The organism is Staphylococcus petrasii (assembly GCF_002902565.1).
Lineage (GTDB): Bacteria > Bacillota > Bacilli > Staphylococcales > Staphylococcaceae > Staphylococcus > Staphylococcus petrasii.
Genome location: NZ_PPRC01000045.1, coordinates 19,570 through 36,714 on the forward strand (window position 1 = coordinate 19,570; position 17,145 = coordinate 36,714).

Sequence of the window (17,145 nt, forward strand, 5' to 3'; positions counted from 1 at the left end):
CTTATTTTATTATTTTTTGAAAAGAGGATTACTATGGAATACCATCAAAAAGTGACTTTAGCCCGAGAATATATGCAAAACTTTCATAAAGATGACTATTCAGGTCATGATATTGCTCATGTGGAAAGAGTAACACTACTAGCACAACGTATCAGAGAACAAGAACAACGAGGCGACGAATTAACTATTACATTAGCTACTCTCTTACATGATGTGATAGACGATAAGTTAACTAATAAAGACGAAGCAATTCAGCAATTGTTAAAATTTTTGAAAACGCTAGAAATAGACGAGGATACTCGAAATCATATTCTACATATCATTCAAAACTTAAGTTACCGTAATGGCAAAAATAATAATGTTGAATTATCAATTGAAGGTCAGATTGTTCGAGACGCCGATCGCTTAGATGCCATTGGAGCAATTGGTATTGCTAGAACATTTCAATTTGCCGGTCATTTCGATGAGCCGATGTGGACAGCATCACCAAATGACAATGTGCCACAAACTGAGACCATTCCTTCATTACCTCCATCAGCGATTCGCCATTTCTACGACAAATTATTAAAGTTAAAAGATTTAATGCATACTTCTACCGGAAAAGAACTTGCACAACAACGTCATGATTTTATGGAACAATTTTTAAAGCAGTTTTATAGTGAATGGCATATTTCAAATGAATAGATAACAAAAGTCGGCTATCCGTAATTAAACGATAACCGACTTTTTTAAAGTTATATAATCTAATCTTGTTTATCCATTGCGTTGTGTAGTTCATTAAGAACTAAACCACTCACAGGTATAAAAGTTTTATGTTGTGTAGCTTCTGTCATAACTGAAGTTAAATCTTTATATATCACATCAACTGTGCCATTATTATTAAATTCTTTTACTTCCTCCCAGTTATTCGCTACCCAACTATCACCAGTGCTTACTTTTACAATATCTAATAATTCATCTTCTTTTATATCATAGTTTTGAGCAAATCTAATTGCTTCTGACATACCAGCCATATGAATTCCTAATAATAAATTATTAGATAATTTAGCAGCTTGACCTGCACCGATTTCTTCGCCTAGTTCAAATACATTTTCCCCTAATGCTTCAAAATATGGTTTTAAAGTATCATTTAAAGACTTTTTACCTGAAGCAAAAATAGCTAAAGTACCATTTTCAGCTCCTGATAAACTGCCACTTACTGGCGCGTCGAAAATGTTAATATCGTATTCATTTGCTTTCTTTTCAATATCTTCTATTACTGTAGGATTCAATGTACTCATTACTACTACCGTAATATCTTTTCTTTCAGCTGATGCCACACCTTTTTCACCGAAAATAACATCCTCAGTTTGTTCTTGGTTAACAACCATAGTTAGAATAGCTTCATCTACTTCTTTTGTTACCTCTTGAGCTGATTCACAAGCTTGAATACCTTCTTTTTTTAATTCTTTAAGTTTATCCGTATCTACATCATACGCTAAAACTTGAAATCCTGATTTTTGTAAATTAGTAGCCATACCTTTACCCATATTTCCTAAACCAACGAATCCAATTTTTTTCATAAAATATTATTCTCCTTTCCAATTTTATATTTTTCACTAAATTAAATTGTTCTTAATACAATACCCTTTTTGTTCGTTATTATGTATTCATAAAAAACTCTCAAATAATTTTTAATCTCTAATTATTAATCACATCAAAAAAGAGGTTGAACAACATAAATGTTCAACCTCTTTATATTAAGTGCTAGTATATTTATTTTTTCTTTTTGTTGTTTTTAGAAACAACTTGAGTGTTTTTGCCTTTTTTTGAGTCATTTTTTTGTTCAAATTTCTCAATCATTGGCGCAACTTCTCTTTTAGCAACCTTTTCATAATGCATGTTTGCAAAGAATGTTTGGACAATTAAGAACGCCGCACTGACTGACCAGTATAAACCTAATGCTGAAGCTGAACTTAATGAAATCCAAATAATCATAATTGGTGAAATAATCATCATCATGTACGTCATTTGACGTTGTTCTTGAGGCATTTGTTTACTTGAAACCCAAGCTTGGATAAAGTAAAGAACGCCGGCGATGATAGTAATCCAAATATCAGGATGTACTAAATTAAACCATAAGAAGTGTGGATGTTCGGCAATTCCGCCACCAATACGATATTTCAATACAAAGTATAATCCCATTACGACTGGCATTTGAATAAGTACTGGTAAACAACCTAAAGCACTCTTCATAGGATTGATATCGTATTTTTTATAAACTTCCATCATTTCTTGGTTAGCTGCCATTTTTTCTTCCTGAGTACGCGCACGTTTAACTTTTTCTTGTACGCCATCAACTTCAGGTTTAGCAACTTTCATTTTTTCACGCATCATATGACTATTTTTGTAGTTTGAAAGCATGAAAGGTAATAAGATAATACGGATAATTAATACTAACACGATGATGGCAATACCATAATCATCATTAAATACTGAATGGCCTAACCAATGTAATACTTTAGACATTGGTTCTACGAATGTGTTATAGAAAAATCCATCTCTATTACTAGATTTAGAATAATCACATCCAGCTAAAAAGACCATTACCCCTAATAACAAAGGTAGTAACGCTTTCTTCTTCATTTTTACACCTCTATTGATATATTCACATAGAGCTTATTTTATCATAATCAGAGTGTACTAGAAAACAAAAAAAGAAAAAAACTAATATTTATTTGAAATAACTCTGAAATTTGATAACAGTCTTGTCAATATTGTGACTTCTGGCAATTGCTGAAATAACAGAAATACCATCTGCTCCTGCTTCTGCTATTTGTCCTACGTTATCTTCAGTAATACCGCCAATAGCCACCATAGGTAACGATGGATTCATCTCTTTCAATGTTTTGATCATCTCTGGACCTACAGGCTCACTTGCATCTGCTTTAGATGGTGTAGCGTACATAGGACCTACACCAATATAATCGACGTGAGTTAAATCTGAATGATTGTATTCTTCCTCGTTCCCTACGCTCAAACCAATAATCTTTTCATTAAAGCGTTGAGCGAAAGTAGCAACTGTAGCATCATCTTGGCCAACATGTATGCCATCAGCATCAATTTGTTCTGCTAAATCAACATCATCGTTAACTAAGAATGGCACGTTGTAATCCCTACATAATGTTTGCAATTGTTGTGCTAATTTCACTTTATCTTCGCCTACTAAAGCCTTTGGTCCCTTTTCACGAAATTGAAATAAAGTAATTCCCGCTTCAAGTGCCTCTTTTAAAATAGTTTGAATATCACTACCTTCTGGCACGTCTTGCGTTCCACATATAAAGTACACATTTAAATCGCTATCTTTAAACATCTATTCCACCTCTAAACGTTTAACATGTTGTTCATAAGTTGAATATTCTAATTGATACATTTCATCTAATAAATGAGATAAGAATGTGCCTGGTCCTTTAACTTGTTCATCTTTTTCAGCAATTTCTGCAGCAATATTATAGAAACTTACCGCTTCTTCAAGAACTTGCAATGATGGGTGCGTTTCTCTGAATAAGAAACTTGCTACTAAACCACCTAATAAGCACCCTGCTCCAGTAATCTTCGCTAAAAGCGGTGAACCGTTTGATAACTGAACCACTTTGTTATCTTGAACAACGACATCTTCTTTACCAGTTAATACAATAGCTGTATTTAGCTCCTCATATGCTTTTTTAGCGATTGTAACAGCATCTAGATTAGCATCTCCATCTGTGCCTTTCATCGTTGTATTTGGATCAACTAACGTTAAAATTTCTGAAGCATTACCTTTAATCACTGACACTTCAACTTCAGATAAGAATTTTTGGCAAAACTGTTTACGATACGTTGAAGCTCCAACTGCTACTGGGTCGAATACAATCGGCGTACCTTGTTGATTTGCGATTTTACCAATTTTTAAAATATCTTCTTCGTTGGCTTTAGTTAATGTACCAATGTTTATTAATAAAGCACCTGCCACTTTATAAAACTCTTCTGCCTCTTCAGGTGCTTCACTCATTGCTGGGCTTGCTCCAATGCTTAATAAACCATTTGCAGTAAAGTTTTTAACGACATCATTGGTATAACAAACAACTAATGGATTTTCATTTCTCAATTTCTCTAAATTATTCATCATCTAATCCTACTTTCTTCATATATGCAAAGTGGTTAACTGGCCCACGACCTTGGCCAATTTCAGGAGTATATTCAATACTTAATGAAATAAATTCTTTAGCTTTTTTAACCGCTTCATAAATTGATTTCCCTTTAGCAAGCTCTGCTGTGATTACTGCTGAAAATGTACAACCAGTACCATGCGTATGTGGTGTATCAAAGCGTTTATTTTCAAATGTATAAACGTCGTCTTTAGTAAACAAGAAGTCTTTAGCGTTATTTAAATCAGCTGAATGACCTCCTTTAATGACTACACCTTTACTGCCAATTTCATTAATGAATATATGTCCAGCTTTACGAATGCTTTCTTCACTTTCAATTTTTAGACCAGTAATTTCTTCTGCTTCAGGTATATTAGGCGTTACAACATCAGCTAATGGTAATAACGTGCTTTGTAAATGTTTTTTAGTAGCATCGTCCATTAAAGAATCACCACTTTTAGCTAACATAACAGGATCAATAACGTATGGAATATCAGAATGTTGTTTTAAATATTCTTGTACAAGTTCCATTGTTTCGTGAGTAGCAATCATACCTGTTTTAATTGCTTGTGGTAATTCATCATCGAACACGCTATCAAGTTGTTCTTTAACCCAACTAGTTTCTAAATTATGAATGTGTTGAACGCCTTTAGTGTTTTGAGCCACAATGCTAGTAATTGCAGCCATGCCATAAACGCCACAAGCGTGAAATGATTTTAAATCTGCCATCACACCAGCGCCACCTGATGGGTCGGTACCTGCGATTGTTAATGCAATTTTTGGTTTATTCATGTTCTTTTCCTCCAAAATCCCATTGTTCGTTAATATAAGCCATATTAAAGAAATTACGTTCATGAATAGTACTTTGTAAGAAACTTTCTTTAATCTCATGTTTCTCTTGATCAGTACAATTTTCAGTTAGTTCATCTAACATACGATCAAATACTTCAATTAAAGGACGCATTTCAGTACTATAAAAATCGAACCATCTAGCAGTAATAACATCTCTATTTAAATTTTGATCTTCTAACGCCATTTTTGCGATTACTTCATACACATATGGACATGGCGCCATTGCTGCGATTGTATATGCCGCATTTTCATGAGCATAAGCATGATAATACATATGTTTGATGTAATGATCTCCACTTGGTGGCCATACTTTTTCGCGAACGATTTCTTCGTACGGTTCATTAATATAATCTGCTAAAATTTCATGCGCTTCTACTTCTCCATCTAACATAAATTCAATTTGTTCTACTAAAAATTTTACATCTGTCATAGTAGGCGCTTTAGGAATTAATAGTGCATATAAATTAGTAAATTCTTTTAGATATGAAGCATCTGCACGTAGATATTGACGCACAGCTTGTTTAGATAATTGACCTTTTAATAAATCTTGAATAAATCCATCTTTATAAATTTGTTCAATAATAGGTTGTGCTGCTTCTTTTAACTCAGTTGAAAAGCTCATTATAATTCCTCCTTAAATTAAAAAAACTACATTTCAACGTATCAACGCAGAAATGTAGTCATCCTTAATAGAAGGTATGTAAAATTACATAACTACTTTCCTACGTTGGTACTAACCAAATCAGGTTATAAGGGTCTGAAAAAATCATCTCAGCCATAGTTTTTGGCTCCCCTAGTAGTTTTATTTTATTAATTTCACATTATCAAACAGTATATTATTTTTCAATTAAAAAAACTGAGATGTTTCATTAATCGAAACATCTCAGTAAATATTAATTTATGCAGTTACCCATTGTGAAGGGCCAGCAGTGTTGTAAAGTTCTACAGCTGCAGCATCTTGAACGCTTTCAGGTGCTTGAGCTGGTGATATACCTTTATATTGAGCAGGTGCTACTGAATCCCATGTAGATTGTAAGAATTGATATTTACCAGCTGCGCCTGAGCTTGGGTTGATAGCGTGAATATCGCCACCTGATTCACGTTGAGCAATTTGTTGTAAATGACCATTTACGTGTACTGAAGAACCACTTGAAGCTGTGTTGTTGCTTGTTGATGCTTGTTGTGGTTGTTGAGTTTGCTCAGTTTGTGGTGCTTGTTGAGTTTGAGCTGGTTGTTGTTGGCTAGTTTGTTGTTGTGAAGCTACAGTTTCAGCTGAAGTTTGGTTATTAGAAGCTGAAGCTTGTTCACTAACATCTTGTTGTTGAGTTTGAGTTGCTTGTGATGATTGAGCTACTGGTGTAGATTGACCAGTTGTTTGACCTGATTGTACATAGTTCCAGCTCCAATTAGTACCATCTGATTCAAAGTGGTAAGTGAAGCCATTATAATCAAATGTTACGTTATAAGCGCCTTCTTGAATAGGGCTATTATTTAATGATTGATCATTTGATTGAGCTAATTGTGCTAATTCAGCTTTATTGATTTGAGTTTCACTTGCGTCTGCATGACCTGCGTTACCTGCTGCTACACCTAAGCCTACTGCTAATGTTGAAGCAATAATAGTCTTTTTCATAGTTTAAAAGTCCTCCTGTATAATTTTTTTCCTAATCAAATTAATTACAAGTAATACTCTAACATCTGAAAAGTGATTGCAGGTTACAGCCAAATAAAAAAGGAAGCCACTTTTTTACATGGAAATTACAAGAAAATAAGCCTAAAATGAAACAAAAATATACATTCAGAACCTTCATGGCAGTTTTGAAAAGTTTACTTTTGCTTTTTATGTATGTAATACTTTTGAAATCTTTCAGACATTTATCTCAAAAATTAAGAACCTCTCCCTATTAATGTAAATTAATAAAGAGAGATTCTGAGTATAATTGAAAGATGTTATATATAAAATAGAGAAGATTGGAGTTAAAGTTTAGAGAGTTGATTTAATTTTAATTGATATTAATAATGTCTAGATTATCTAGGGGATAAGTGTCTTCCATAAATGAGCTATTTGAGAGAATTTCGTTATTTTTTGATTGTGGGGACATAAATTTAATAGTTTCTACATATAATTCTGTTACAAAATGCGTTTGTCCCTCTTTTTCATACTTACGTGAACGCATTTGTCCTGTTATACCTACCAATGAACCTTGACTGGTATACTTTTCAATATTCGTTGCTGTTTTGCCAAAAGCCTTGCAAAAAATATAATCACAAGCGATTTCATTGTTGTCGTCTTTATAATTGCGTTCAGTAGCAACACTAAAGGTAGCAATTTTCACCTCCTCTTTTTCATAGATTTGCGCATCTTTAGTCATACGACCTACGATTACTATCTTATTTAGCATGTGTCACCTCCTTCAAAAACTATCTTAATGACATTTGAGGTGTACGTCAAAACGCCATTTTTAATAAAAATTTACTATTTATAATCAAAATTTGTTATATTTAAAGAAAATAGTTAAAACTTGAATGTTCAATTAAATAATTTCTAATTTATTGCATATTTTCAAAATTTTTAGGATGTGATTTGGTGAAGACTTTTAAAGCGGTGCGTTTTCAAATTGTGAATGAGAATGGTGGAATTACAGAATTTGAATTAGAAGACGGCGTTATTATTAATAAAGAAAATAGTGGGACTGGTTGGTTATTAGAAGTTGTTATTTCTAATGCCCATTATGAGACTATGAAGAAATATTATGATGATCAAACGTTATTAGATATTCGTGTCGTGATAACTCGACCTTCGAATGATCCTGCTTTATTCGATGCAACAATCAAAAGTATAGAAACTTTTGAGACAACAATGTCTATAGTATTTGAATGTCACATTTATACGTTACGCCAAGTGTATGCTGAAAGCTTACTAGAGCAATTAGTGGATGAAGGATTATCAGGTGAAGAGTTGAAAGTAACGTTTAATCGTATGATGCAATCTAAACCTAAATTAAAAGAAGAAAAGTTTGAACGAGAATAATAAAAGCACTCAATGATAGAAATAACTATCATGAGTGCTTTTATCTTTGAAAATAATTATGCGTCTTGAATTGCGAAAGTAAGTTCACAACTACAAGCAAGTTGACCGTCAACCGTTGCTTTAGCTGTACCTTTTCCGATTGGACCTTTAATTTTAGTAATTTCAACTTCTAATAATAAAGTGTCACCAGGTGTAACTTGTTTTTTGAAGCGACATTTATCAATACCTGCGAATAAAGCGATTTTACCTTTATTCTCTTCACTATTTAGCATAGCTACTGCACCAGTTTGTGCTAATGCTTCAGTAATTAAAACGCCAGGCATTACAGCATAATCTGGAAAATGTCCTTGGAAAAATGGTTCATTTCCTGAAACTTGTTTTAAACCTACACAACGTTTACCTTCTTCATATTCAACCACTCGGTCAATTAATAAAAATGGTTGTCTGTGTGGGATAATTTGTTTAATTTGATTGTAATCAAAAATTGTTTCCATTTGAAACTACCTCCAGCAATAATTTATCTTTTGATGTTAAAAATTAATCGTTGATACGTTCAATATCCGCACCAAGTGATTTTAATTTTTCATGGAAATTAACATAACCACGATCTAAATGTTTTAATTCAGTCACTTGAGTTGTACCATCAGCTACTAAGCCCGCTAAAATTAATGCAGCTGCTGCTCTTAAGTCAGTTGCTTTAACTTGTGCGCCTTGTAATTGGCTCTTACCAGCAATTTTAGCACTTCTGCCTTCAACAGTAATATTAGCATTCATTCTTCTAAATTCTGCCACATGCATGAATCTATTCTCAAATACTGTTTCAGTAACTACTTTATGACCTTCAGCTGTTAATAATAAAGCCATCATTTGAGATTGCATATCTGTTGGGAAACCAGGATGAGGTAATGTTTTAACATCTACTGGTTTTAATTCACCTTCAGCAGTTACACGTACACCATCTTCTTGGAAATCAAGATTAACGCCCATTTCTTCTAATTTATAAATGAGGCTTGTCATGTGTTCTTTAACTGCATCACGTACAAAGACATCCCCTCTTGTAATCGCTGCAGCAATAATTAATGTACCTGCTTCGATTCTATCTGGGATGATTGAGTGTTCTACACCTTTAAGCTTTTCAACACCATGAATAGTGATAGTGTCTGTACCTGCGCCAGTAACTTTACCACCCATTTCATTGATGTAGTTAGCTAAATCTACAATCTCAGGTTCTTTTGCTACATTTTCAATGACAGTCTTACCTTTAGCTAATGAAGCTGCCATGATAATGTTTTGAGTAGCACCTACACTTGGGAAGTCTAAGTGAATGTCTGCACCTTTTAATCCATCTTTAGTACTTGCATAGATATTTCCATTTTCAAGATGGATTTCAGCACCTAACGCTTCGAATCCTTTAATATGTTGTTCAATAGGACGAGCACCGATTGCACAACCACCAGGTAGCGCTACAATAGCATGACCTAGACGAGCTAATAAAGGTCCCATAACTAAGACACTAGCTCTCATTTTACTTACATATTCATAAGGCGCTTCCTCTTTTAATGTAGCTGAGGCATCTACTGTCACTGCACCTTCTTCTTTATTGTAATCAACTTTAGCATTTAACGTTGATAAGACATTGTTAATTGTAACGACATCGCTTAAATCTGGAACGTTAACTAATTTACTTTGTCCTTCAGAAGCTAATAATGAAGCAGTAAGTACAGGTAATACTGCATTTTTTGCTCCTTCTACTTTAACTTCTCCAGTTAGGCGATTGCCTCCATTTATTACTATTTTATCCATTTTAATCCTCCACTTTAAACTCCAACTATTTTCATCATTTCCCTATTTCAAATTATTTTATTTATTAATTATATCTACTTTTCAAATTAATTAACAGATATTGATTTATCGGAATAAATATTTTACTTGTGTTGAATATTGTAATAAATCAATCAAAAAGTTGCTAACTGCAGTTCCTAATAAAATTGCCATAAATATTAGACAAACTTGAACTTGAGTAGCATAACCTTTTTTAAATAGGTTATCTAATCTAAGGGAGTTTAATGCCCAATAAGCAATACAAATACAAATGACATGTAATATTAAATGTATAACTGCAAATTGACCTATATAGTCCATATCTAACTCTCCTTAAAGATTACTGTATTATATTGTACATTAAATATGTATAGAATGATACTCAAGATAATCATTATAAAAACAAAAAAAGGTTTGGAAACCAATTTAGCTTCCAAACCTTTATCAATTTATTTTAATTCAGCTACGCGTAAGCGGTTTTCTGCTCTTGCTAATGCACGTTTAGCTCGGTTAATATCGCTATTATCCTCATCTTCTAAATGTGATTGCGCTCTTTGGCGAGCTAATTTAGCTCTTTCCACGTCAATTTCACTAGCAGCTTCAGCTGTTTGTACAATTACAGATACTTTTTGTTGTCTAATTTCAACAAAGCCACCACTAACAGCTATATACTCAGAACCATTTTTATAATTCACTTTAACATGGCCTGTTTTTAATGCGGCAACTGTCGGAATATGTCCACTCATGACACCCATTTCCCCAGCTGTCGTTTGAAAAACAACCAGTTCAACGTCATCTTTTTCGTAGACTGAACCATTAGGAGTGACAATATCAAGATTTAAAGTACTCATTATCTATTCCTCCTAATTAGTTTAGACTTCAACACCCATATCTTTTGCTTTAGCAATTACATCTTCCATGCTTCCTACTAAACGGAACGCATCTTCAGGAATGTGATCATATTTACCATCTAAGATATCTTTGAAATCAGATACTGTTGTTTTAACAGGTACGTAAGAACCTTTTTGACCAGTAAATTGTTCAGCTACATGGAAGTTTTGAGATAAGAAGAATTGAATTCTACGTGCACGTTCTACAGTAAGTTTATCTTCTTCAGATAACTCATCCATACCAAGAATAGCAATGATATCTTGTAATTCTCTATATTTTTGAAGTGTTGATTGAACATCACGCGCAACTTCATAGTGTTCTTGACCAACGATTGATGGTTCTAACGCTCTAGAAGTTGATGCTAATGGGTCCACCGCTGGATAGATACCCATTTCTGTTAATTTACGCTCTAAGTTTGTTGTCGCATCTAAGTGTGCGAAAGCAGTTGCTGGAGCTGGGTCAGTATAGTCATCGGCTGGTACGAATACGGCTTGAATTGATGTTACAGAACCTTTATTCGTAGATGTAATACGTTCTTGTAATTGACCCATCTCAGTTGCTAATGTTGGTTGGTAACCAACGGCTGAAGGCATACGTCCTAATAATGCTGATACTTCAGAACCAGCTTGTGTAAATCTGAAGATATTATCAATGAATAAAAGTACGTCTTGACCTTGTTCATCACGGAAATATTCAGCCATTGTTAAAGCTGATAAAGCTACACGCATACGTGCACCAGGTGGCTCATTCATTTGACCGAATACCATTGCAGTCTTTTTGATTACGCCACTATCGCTCATTTCATAGTATAAGTCATTACCTTCACGTGTACGTTCACCAACGCCCGCGAATACTGAGATACCACCATGTTCCTGAGCAATGTTATTGATTAATTCTTGGATTAATACGGTTTTACCAACGCCGGCACCACCGAAGAGACCAATTTTACCACCTTTAATATATGGCGCTAATAAGTCTACTACTTTAATACCAGTTTCTAAGATTTCTACTTCTGTAGATAATTCATCAAAGTTTGGTGCTTGACGGTGAATAGGATCTCTTCTAACTGAGCCATCTAATTTGTCTTCTAAATCGATAGTTTCACCTAAAACATTGAATACGCGTCCTAAAGTTTGTTCACCAACTGGAACACTAATGTCTTTGCCAGTATTTTGTACTTCCATACCACGTTGAACACCATCAGTTGAATCCATGGCAATTGTACGTACGACGTCATCGCCTAATTGTAAGGCAACTTCAAGTGTTAATTCGAAAGTTCCATCTTCTTTAGGGACTTCAATGATAAGGGCGTTATTAATTTCAGGTACTTCATTATGTTCGAAACGAACGTCGATTACAGGACCCATAACCTGAGTTACACGGCCATTACCCATGTTGTTTCCTCCTTTAAAATATTATTCAAGCGCTGCAGAACCGCCAACAATTTCTGTAATTTGTTGAGTGATTTCAGCTTGTCTTGCTCTATTGTATTGTAATGATAAATCATCAATAAGTTCAGTTGCATTATCAGAAGCATTTTTCATTGCAGTCATACGAGCTGCATGTTCACTAGCTTTAGCATCTAGAATCGTTCCGTAAATTAAACTTTCAACGTATTGTGGAAGTATAACGCTTAGGATAGATTCTTTATCTGGTTCAAATTCATATGAAGACATTTGGCCTTGGCCTTGGCTAGAATCTTCTTGAGATAATGGAAGAACTTGTTTAGTAGACGGTTTATTTTCAAGAACACTAACATAGTGACTATAATAAATCTTCAATTCATCAATATGTTCTTCACTAAATAAGTCAATGGCATATTTTGCAATAGCTTGTATTGATTTAAATGAAGGTTGATCAGGAACATCAACAAGTGAATTCTCTATTTCATAACCTCTATTTTTAAGGAAATCAACACCAGTTTGACCTAATACCATAATACTGTAATCGTCTTTGCTAGAGTGTTTCTCTTTAATATCATTGATTAATTTTTTAAGCACATTGGAACTATATGCGCCAGCTAAACCTTTATCACTTGTGATAACTAAATAACCACTACGTTGAACTTGTCTTGGTCTTAACATAGGATGGCTTGAATTTTTACTAGCACCTGCAATTGCTGTAATCGCATCTTGCATTTTTTCCATATAAGGTTCGAATTGCTTAGTATTCTTTTCAGCACGACGTAATTTTGAACTAGATACCATGTTCATTGCTTTGGTAATCTGTTTCATCTTTTTCGTCGATTTAATACGACCATCTATTTCCTTTAGAGAAGCCATTATCTCACCACCTTTTCGATTTAAAGTTTAATTATTCAGATTTGCTGAAACTTTTCTTGAATTCGTTAAGTACTGCATCAAATTTATCTTCAGAAGGTAAGCCACCAGTTTCCCTGATTTCACCTAATAATTCAGAAGCGTTTGATTTAGCCCAACTATTTAATTCATCTTCGAAACGAGTGATGTCTACTACAGGAATATCATCTAAGTATCCTTTAGTTAATGCGTAAATGATTAATACTTGGTTTTCAACTGGTAAAGGTTTGTTTTGGTCTTGTTTTAAGACTTCAACAGTACGTTTACCGCGTTCTAATTTTCTAGCTGTAAATTCATCTAAATCAGAACCAAATTGCGCAAATGATTCTAATTCTCTATATGAAGCAAGGTCTAAACGAAGTGTACCAGCAACTTTCTTCATAGCTTTAATTTGGGCTGAACCACCTACACGTGATACAGATTGTCCCGCATTAATCGCTGGTCGAACACCTGAGAAGAATAAATCAGATTGTAAGAAGATTTGTCCATCTGTAATTGAAATTACGTTAGTAGGAACGTATGCTGAAATATCTCCTGCTTGTGTTTCAATGATTGGTAAGGCAGTAATAGATCCGCCACCTAATGAATCATTTAATTTCGCTGCTCTTTCTAATAATCTACTATGTAAGTAGAATACGTCACCAGGATAAGCTTCACGGCCTGGAGGTCTACGTAATAATAATGATAATTCACGATAAGCAGCCGCTTGTTTAGTTAAATCATCATAGATGATAAGTACATGCTTACCGTTAAACATGAATTCTTCACCCATTGTTACACCTGAGTATGGTGCAATATATAATAATGGTGCTGGTTCAGACGCTGACGCTGATACTACGATTGTATAATCTAATGCACCAGCTTGACGTAATTTTTCTACATTGGCACGTACTGTTGATTCTTTTTGACCAATAGCTACGTAAATACAAATTGTGTCTAAACCTTTTTGGTTTAAGATTGTATCGATACCAATTGTAGTTTTACCTGTTTGTCTATCACCGATAATTAACTCACGTTGTCCACGTCCGATTGGTACTAAGGCATCAATCGCTTTAATACCAGTTTGTAATGGTTCATCAACTGATTTACGAGCCATTACACCTGTAGCTTTTTGCTCAACAGGACGAGTTTTAGTCGTATTAATTGGACCTTGACCATCGATAGGTTGTCCTAGTGGATTAACCACGCGTCCAATAAGTTCTTCCCCTACTGGAACTTCCATAATGCGACCAGTACGTTTTACTTCGTCACCTTCAGTAATTTCACTGTAAGGTCCTAAAATAACTACACCCACATTTGATTCTTCAAGGTTTTGTGCTAAACCAAGAACACCATTTGGGAACTCTACAAGCTCACCAGCCATACAGTCATTTAATCCGTGAATTAATGCGATACCATCACCGATTTGAAGTACAGTACCAACATCATTTACAGACATCTCAGACTCATAATTTTCAATTTGTGAGCGAAGTAATGCACTGATTTCTTCAGCTTTTATGGCCATCTATGTCACTCCTCTTATTTTAGTTAACTCTTCTAAATTTACGTTCAATTTGTTCTAAGTCGTTCTTAACACTACCGTCTAAAACAGTTGTGCCAACTTTCACTCTGAAACCACCAATTAAATCAGGGTTGGTTTTAGTAATAATATGTACGTTTGACAACTTAGTTTTGTTAATAATTAGATTTCGAATTCTATCTAGTTCTTCTTCAGTCAATTGATAAACTGACTCCACTACTGCCGTATCTTGATTATAGTGAGCGTTATAGAAACTAGTAAATTCTTTGAAAATAGAATTAATTAACGCTAAATGACGGTTATTTGCTAATATCATTAGCATATTTTTTAAGTAATAATTCGCCTCACCGAACACAATTCCTACAAATTTGCGTCTTTCAGAAGCAGGTTTGCTAGGATTTGAATCAATAGCTTTTAATTCTTGTTGATATTGTTGCGTAGCGTCATTCACTACTTTCAACTCTTCATACATTAAATCTAGTCTGTCTTTATCAATAGAAACATCAAATAATGCTTTAGCATATTTTTTTGCTACATCTGCCATTATTTATCGCCTGCCTCTTTAAGATACTTATCAACTAATGCTTTCTGATCTTGTTCAGAAATTTCTTTTTGAAGTACTTTAGAAGCAATCAATACTGATAATTCAGATACTTGATTATTAATATCTGCAAGTGCGCGTTCTTTTTCACTGTTAATTTCACTTTGAGCAGTTTCAATCATACCATTTGCACGAACGTTAGCTTCATGAATGATTTCTTCATGTTGTTTACGAGCTTGAACTCTAGCGTCTTCAAGGATACGTTGAACTTCATCTTGTGTTTCTTTAAGTGTCTTTCTATTTTCTTCTTCAAGTTTTTGCGCATTAAGTTTTGCTTCTTCCGCTTCATCGATATCTCTATTAATATCTCTTTCACGTTTATCCATTACTTCTTTTAATGGACCCCAAGCAAATTTTTTCAATAATGCTAAGAGGATAACAAATGTAAATACAGTTACAAAAATTGTTCCCCACTCAACACCACCGGCTGCTGCACCCAAAACATATGAATTAGCTAATGCATTCACTGGCATTCGACACTCCTTTCATTATTAATCATCATATTTGCATTAAATAAAACGAACGGCGAAGATCAAAGAGACTTCGCCTCAAAACATTTCTTATCTGAAAAGAGTCATGAATGAAATTACAACACCGATGATTGGTAATGCCTCAACTAAACCAATACCAATGAACATAATACTCATTAATTGACCACGTGCTTCTGGTTGACGTGCTACACCTTCAACTGTTCTAGAAACGATAAGACCGTTACCGATACCTGCACCTAGTGCTGATAAACCGATTGCAATTGCTGCTGCGATTAAACCCATATTAATATTTCCTCCTAAAATTTTTTATTTAAATTAATGTGCGTCCGTTACTTTATGGGACATGTAAACCATTGAAAGCATAATAAAGATATATGCTTGGATAGAACCAACAAAGATTGAGAAACCTTGCCATACGATTAAACCTGGAATACTAATTATCCAGCCCCATCCATTTTGGAAGAACAGACCAGCTAATAGTGATAATAATAGTTCACCGGCAAATATATTACCGTATAAACGTAGACCAAGCGTTAATGTAGAAGAAAATTCTTCAAATACATTAATGATTGCTAATGGCCAGAACGGTTTAAAGTAATTACCTACATAAGCTTTCGTACCACGCATTTTCACACCATAGTAATGTGTTAATAAAATCATTGTTGTTGATAGTGTTAATGTTACAGTGGCATCAGCTGTTGGTGATTTCCACCATAACGTATGATCTTTTGTCACTATAGCGAAAGGTAACCCTAACATGTTGGCAACAAAGATAAATAATATCAATGTTACTGCTAAGAAGTGAAATTGACCACCTTTATTCCATGCCATGTTACTTTCAATGATGCTTCTTACAAAATCAAAGACCCATTCAATAAAGTTCTGTTTACCTGTAGGTCTTTTCTTTAGATTACGCGTACAAATAATAGCTATTAAAAAAACAATAACTGCAGTAACAACTAACATCAAGATACTTGATAAGTTGAAAACGATATCAAAACCAAATACATTCCAACTTCTGAGTGGGGATTTGTGATCCATGTACTCACCTCTTTCTTTTCGAAAATTTTACTCCCTTTGTAAAAAAGGACGTATGATGATTAGTACATAAGAAATCATAAGGCCTATCATTATTCCTATAATGTTTACATACTCTTTAAAGAAAAACCAAATCAAGCACGCTATAATAGCGACTAAATACCTCCAGATATTGCCCGTAGAAATATGTATATTATCTGGTTGCTTTGCCCGAGATAAATAAAATTCAAAGATATATGTATTAATTAAAGCGCCAAACGTTCCTATTATTAATCCTAAGGTAAAAGGATTAGGTTTAATAAAGTACAAAACACTTAACAAAATTAAAAAATAGATATAATATTGAATGAATTGTTTGAAGATAATACTAAAACGCCTCATTCGTAGTGCCTCCAAAATTACTTATGAGTATCATGT

22 protein-coding genes and 1 riboswitch are annotated in these 17,145 nt (G+C 34.0%); of the genes, 2 read left to right on the forward strand and 20 right to left on the reverse strand.

Annotated features, from left to right (window positions below; translation table 11 throughout):
- The first annotated feature begins 33 nt into the window (after positions 1-33).
- On the forward strand, positions 34-684 hold the full coding sequence (locus CD127_RS07840; RefSeq protein WP_103366331.1) for an HD domain-containing protein: 651 nt from the start codon (positions 34-36) through the stop codon (positions 682-684).
- 59 nt (positions 685-743) lie between these two features.
- On the opposite strand, the gene CD127_RS07845 is transcribed toward CD127_RS07840, so the two are convergent.
- From CD127_RS07845 to CD127_RS07880, 8 genes are all read right to left on the reverse strand, one after another.
- Entirely contained in the window at positions 744-1,562 is an 819-nt protein-coding gene (locus tag CD127_RS07845; protein ID WP_103366332.1) for an NAD(P)-dependent oxidoreductase, read from the reverse strand.
- Between the two features lie 193 nt (positions 1,563-1,755).
- Positions 1,756-2,625, reverse strand: coding sequence for a membrane protein insertase YidC (yidC, locus tag CD127_RS07850; RefSeq protein WP_103298011.1), 870 nt, complete (start codon positions 2,623-2,625; stop codon positions 1,756-1,758).
- Positions 2,626-2,713: 88 nt separating this feature from the next.
- Positions 2,714-3,352 carry a thiamine phosphate synthase gene (thiE, locus tag CD127_RS07855; protein ID WP_103366333.1) on the reverse strand — a complete coding sequence of 213 codons (639 nt, stop codon included), beginning with the start codon at positions 3,350-3,352 and terminating at the stop codon, positions 2,714-2,716.
- Positions 3,353-4,144 (reverse strand): hydroxyethylthiazole kinase, encoded by a 792-nt coding sequence (thiM, locus tag CD127_RS07860; RefSeq protein ID WP_103366334.1) that lies wholly within the window; start codon positions 4,142-4,144, stop codon positions 3,353-3,355.
- The gene (thiD, locus tag CD127_RS07865) at positions 4,137-4,958 is read right to left on the reverse strand and encodes a bifunctional hydroxymethylpyrimidine kinase/phosphomethylpyrimidine kinase (RefSeq protein WP_103366335.1); all 822 of its coding nucleotides are present in this window, start codon (positions 4,956-4,958) and stop codon (positions 4,137-4,139) included. The genes thiM and thiD overlap by 8 nt, the downstream gene beginning before the upstream one ends.
- A complete protein-coding gene (gene tenA, locus CD127_RS07870; protein WP_103298007.1) occupies positions 4,951-5,640 on the reverse strand; it encodes a thiaminase II in 690 nt (229 codons plus the stop codon). The genes thiD and tenA overlap by 8 nt, the downstream gene beginning before the upstream one ends.
- A gap of 80 nt (positions 5,641-5,720) precedes the next feature.
- Positions 5,721-5,823, reverse strand: a riboswitch (TPP riboswitch).
- Positions 5,824-5,916: 93 nt separating this feature from the next.
- Entirely contained in the window at positions 5,917-6,651 is a 735-nt protein-coding gene (locus tag CD127_RS07875) for a transglycosylase family protein (RefSeq protein ID WP_103366336.1), read from the reverse strand.
- A gap of 370 nt (positions 6,652-7,021) precedes the next feature.
- Complete coding sequence (locus CD127_RS07880; protein WP_103366337.1) at positions 7,022-7,420, reverse strand: single-stranded DNA-binding protein; 399 nt, start codon at positions 7,418-7,420, stop codon at positions 7,022-7,024.
- Between the two features lie 185 nt (positions 7,421-7,605).
- Here CD127_RS07880 and CD127_RS07885 point away from each other — a divergent pair, with 185 nt between their 5' ends.
- Positions 7,606-8,049: a YwpF-like family protein gene (locus CD127_RS07885; RefSeq protein ID WP_103366338.1), complete on the forward strand. Its 444-nt coding sequence runs from the start codon at positions 7,606-7,608 to the stop codon at positions 8,047-8,049.
- A 56-nt stretch (positions 8,050-8,105) separates the two neighbouring features.
- Here CD127_RS07885 and fabZ read toward each other — a convergent pair whose 3' ends face one another.
- The 12 genes from fabZ to CD127_RS07945 all read right to left on the reverse strand — a co-directional run bounded on the left by fabZ (position 8,106) and on the right by CD127_RS07945 (position 17,109).
- On the reverse strand, positions 8,106-8,543 hold the full coding sequence (gene fabZ / locus CD127_RS07890; RefSeq protein ID WP_103298003.1) for a 3-hydroxyacyl-ACP dehydratase FabZ: 438 nt from the start codon (positions 8,541-8,543) through the stop codon (positions 8,106-8,108).
- A 43-nt stretch (positions 8,544-8,586) separates the two neighbouring features.
- On the reverse strand, positions 8,587-9,852 hold the full coding sequence (murA, locus tag CD127_RS07895; RefSeq protein WP_103298002.1) for a UDP-N-acetylglucosamine 1-carboxyvinyltransferase: 1,266 nt from the start codon (positions 9,850-9,852) through the stop codon (positions 8,587-8,589).
- 105 nt (positions 9,853-9,957) lie between these two features.
- Positions 9,958-10,191, reverse strand: coding sequence for a DUF1146 family protein (locus tag CD127_RS07900; RefSeq protein WP_103298001.1), 234 nt, complete (start codon positions 10,189-10,191; stop codon positions 9,958-9,960).
- Between the two features lie 128 nt (positions 10,192-10,319).
- Positions 10,320-10,721, reverse strand: coding sequence for a F0F1 ATP synthase subunit epsilon (locus CD127_RS07905; protein WP_103298000.1), 402 nt, complete (start codon positions 10,719-10,721; stop codon positions 10,320-10,322).
- Between the two features lie 21 nt (positions 10,722-10,742).
- Positions 10,743-12,155 carry a F0F1 ATP synthase subunit beta gene (gene atpD / locus CD127_RS07910; protein ID WP_103297999.1) on the reverse strand — a complete coding sequence of 471 codons (1,413 nt, stop codon included), beginning with the start codon at positions 12,153-12,155 and terminating at the stop codon, positions 10,743-10,745.
- 21 nt (positions 12,156-12,176) lie between these two features.
- Complete coding sequence (atpG, locus tag CD127_RS07915) at positions 12,177-13,043, reverse strand: ATP synthase F1 subunit gamma (protein ID WP_103297998.1); 867 nt, start codon at positions 13,041-13,043, stop codon at positions 12,177-12,179.
- Between the two features lie 31 nt (positions 13,044-13,074).
- Complete coding sequence (gene atpA, locus CD127_RS07920) at positions 13,075-14,583, reverse strand: F0F1 ATP synthase subunit alpha (RefSeq protein WP_103297997.1); 1,509 nt, start codon at positions 14,581-14,583, stop codon at positions 13,075-13,077.
- A 19-nt stretch (positions 14,584-14,602) separates the two neighbouring features.
- Positions 14,603-15,142 carry a F0F1 ATP synthase subunit delta gene (locus CD127_RS07925; RefSeq protein ID WP_103366339.1) on the reverse strand — a complete coding sequence of 180 codons (540 nt, stop codon included), beginning with the start codon at positions 15,140-15,142 and terminating at the stop codon, positions 14,603-14,605.
- Positions 15,142-15,672 (reverse strand): F0F1 ATP synthase subunit B, encoded by a 531-nt coding sequence (locus CD127_RS07930; protein ID WP_221270321.1) that lies wholly within the window; start codon positions 15,670-15,672, stop codon positions 15,142-15,144. The genes CD127_RS07925 and CD127_RS07930 overlap by 1 nt, the downstream gene beginning before the upstream one ends.
- Before the next feature lie 87 nt (positions 15,673-15,759).
- Positions 15,760-15,972, reverse strand: coding sequence for a F0F1 ATP synthase subunit C (atpE, locus tag CD127_RS07935; protein ID WP_002448651.1), 213 nt, complete (start codon positions 15,970-15,972; stop codon positions 15,760-15,762).
- Positions 15,973-16,005: 33 nt separating this feature from the next.
- Positions 16,006-16,731, reverse strand: a complete 726-nt coding sequence (gene atpB / locus CD127_RS07940) for a F0F1 ATP synthase subunit A (RefSeq protein ID WP_103297995.1) — start codon at positions 16,729-16,731, stop codon at positions 16,006-16,008.
- A gap of 27 nt (positions 16,732-16,758) precedes the next feature.
- A complete protein-coding gene (locus CD127_RS07945; protein WP_103297994.1) occupies positions 16,759-17,109 on the reverse strand; it encodes an ATP synthase subunit I in 351 nt (116 codons plus the stop codon).
- Positions 17,110-17,145 lie beyond the last annotated feature (36 nt).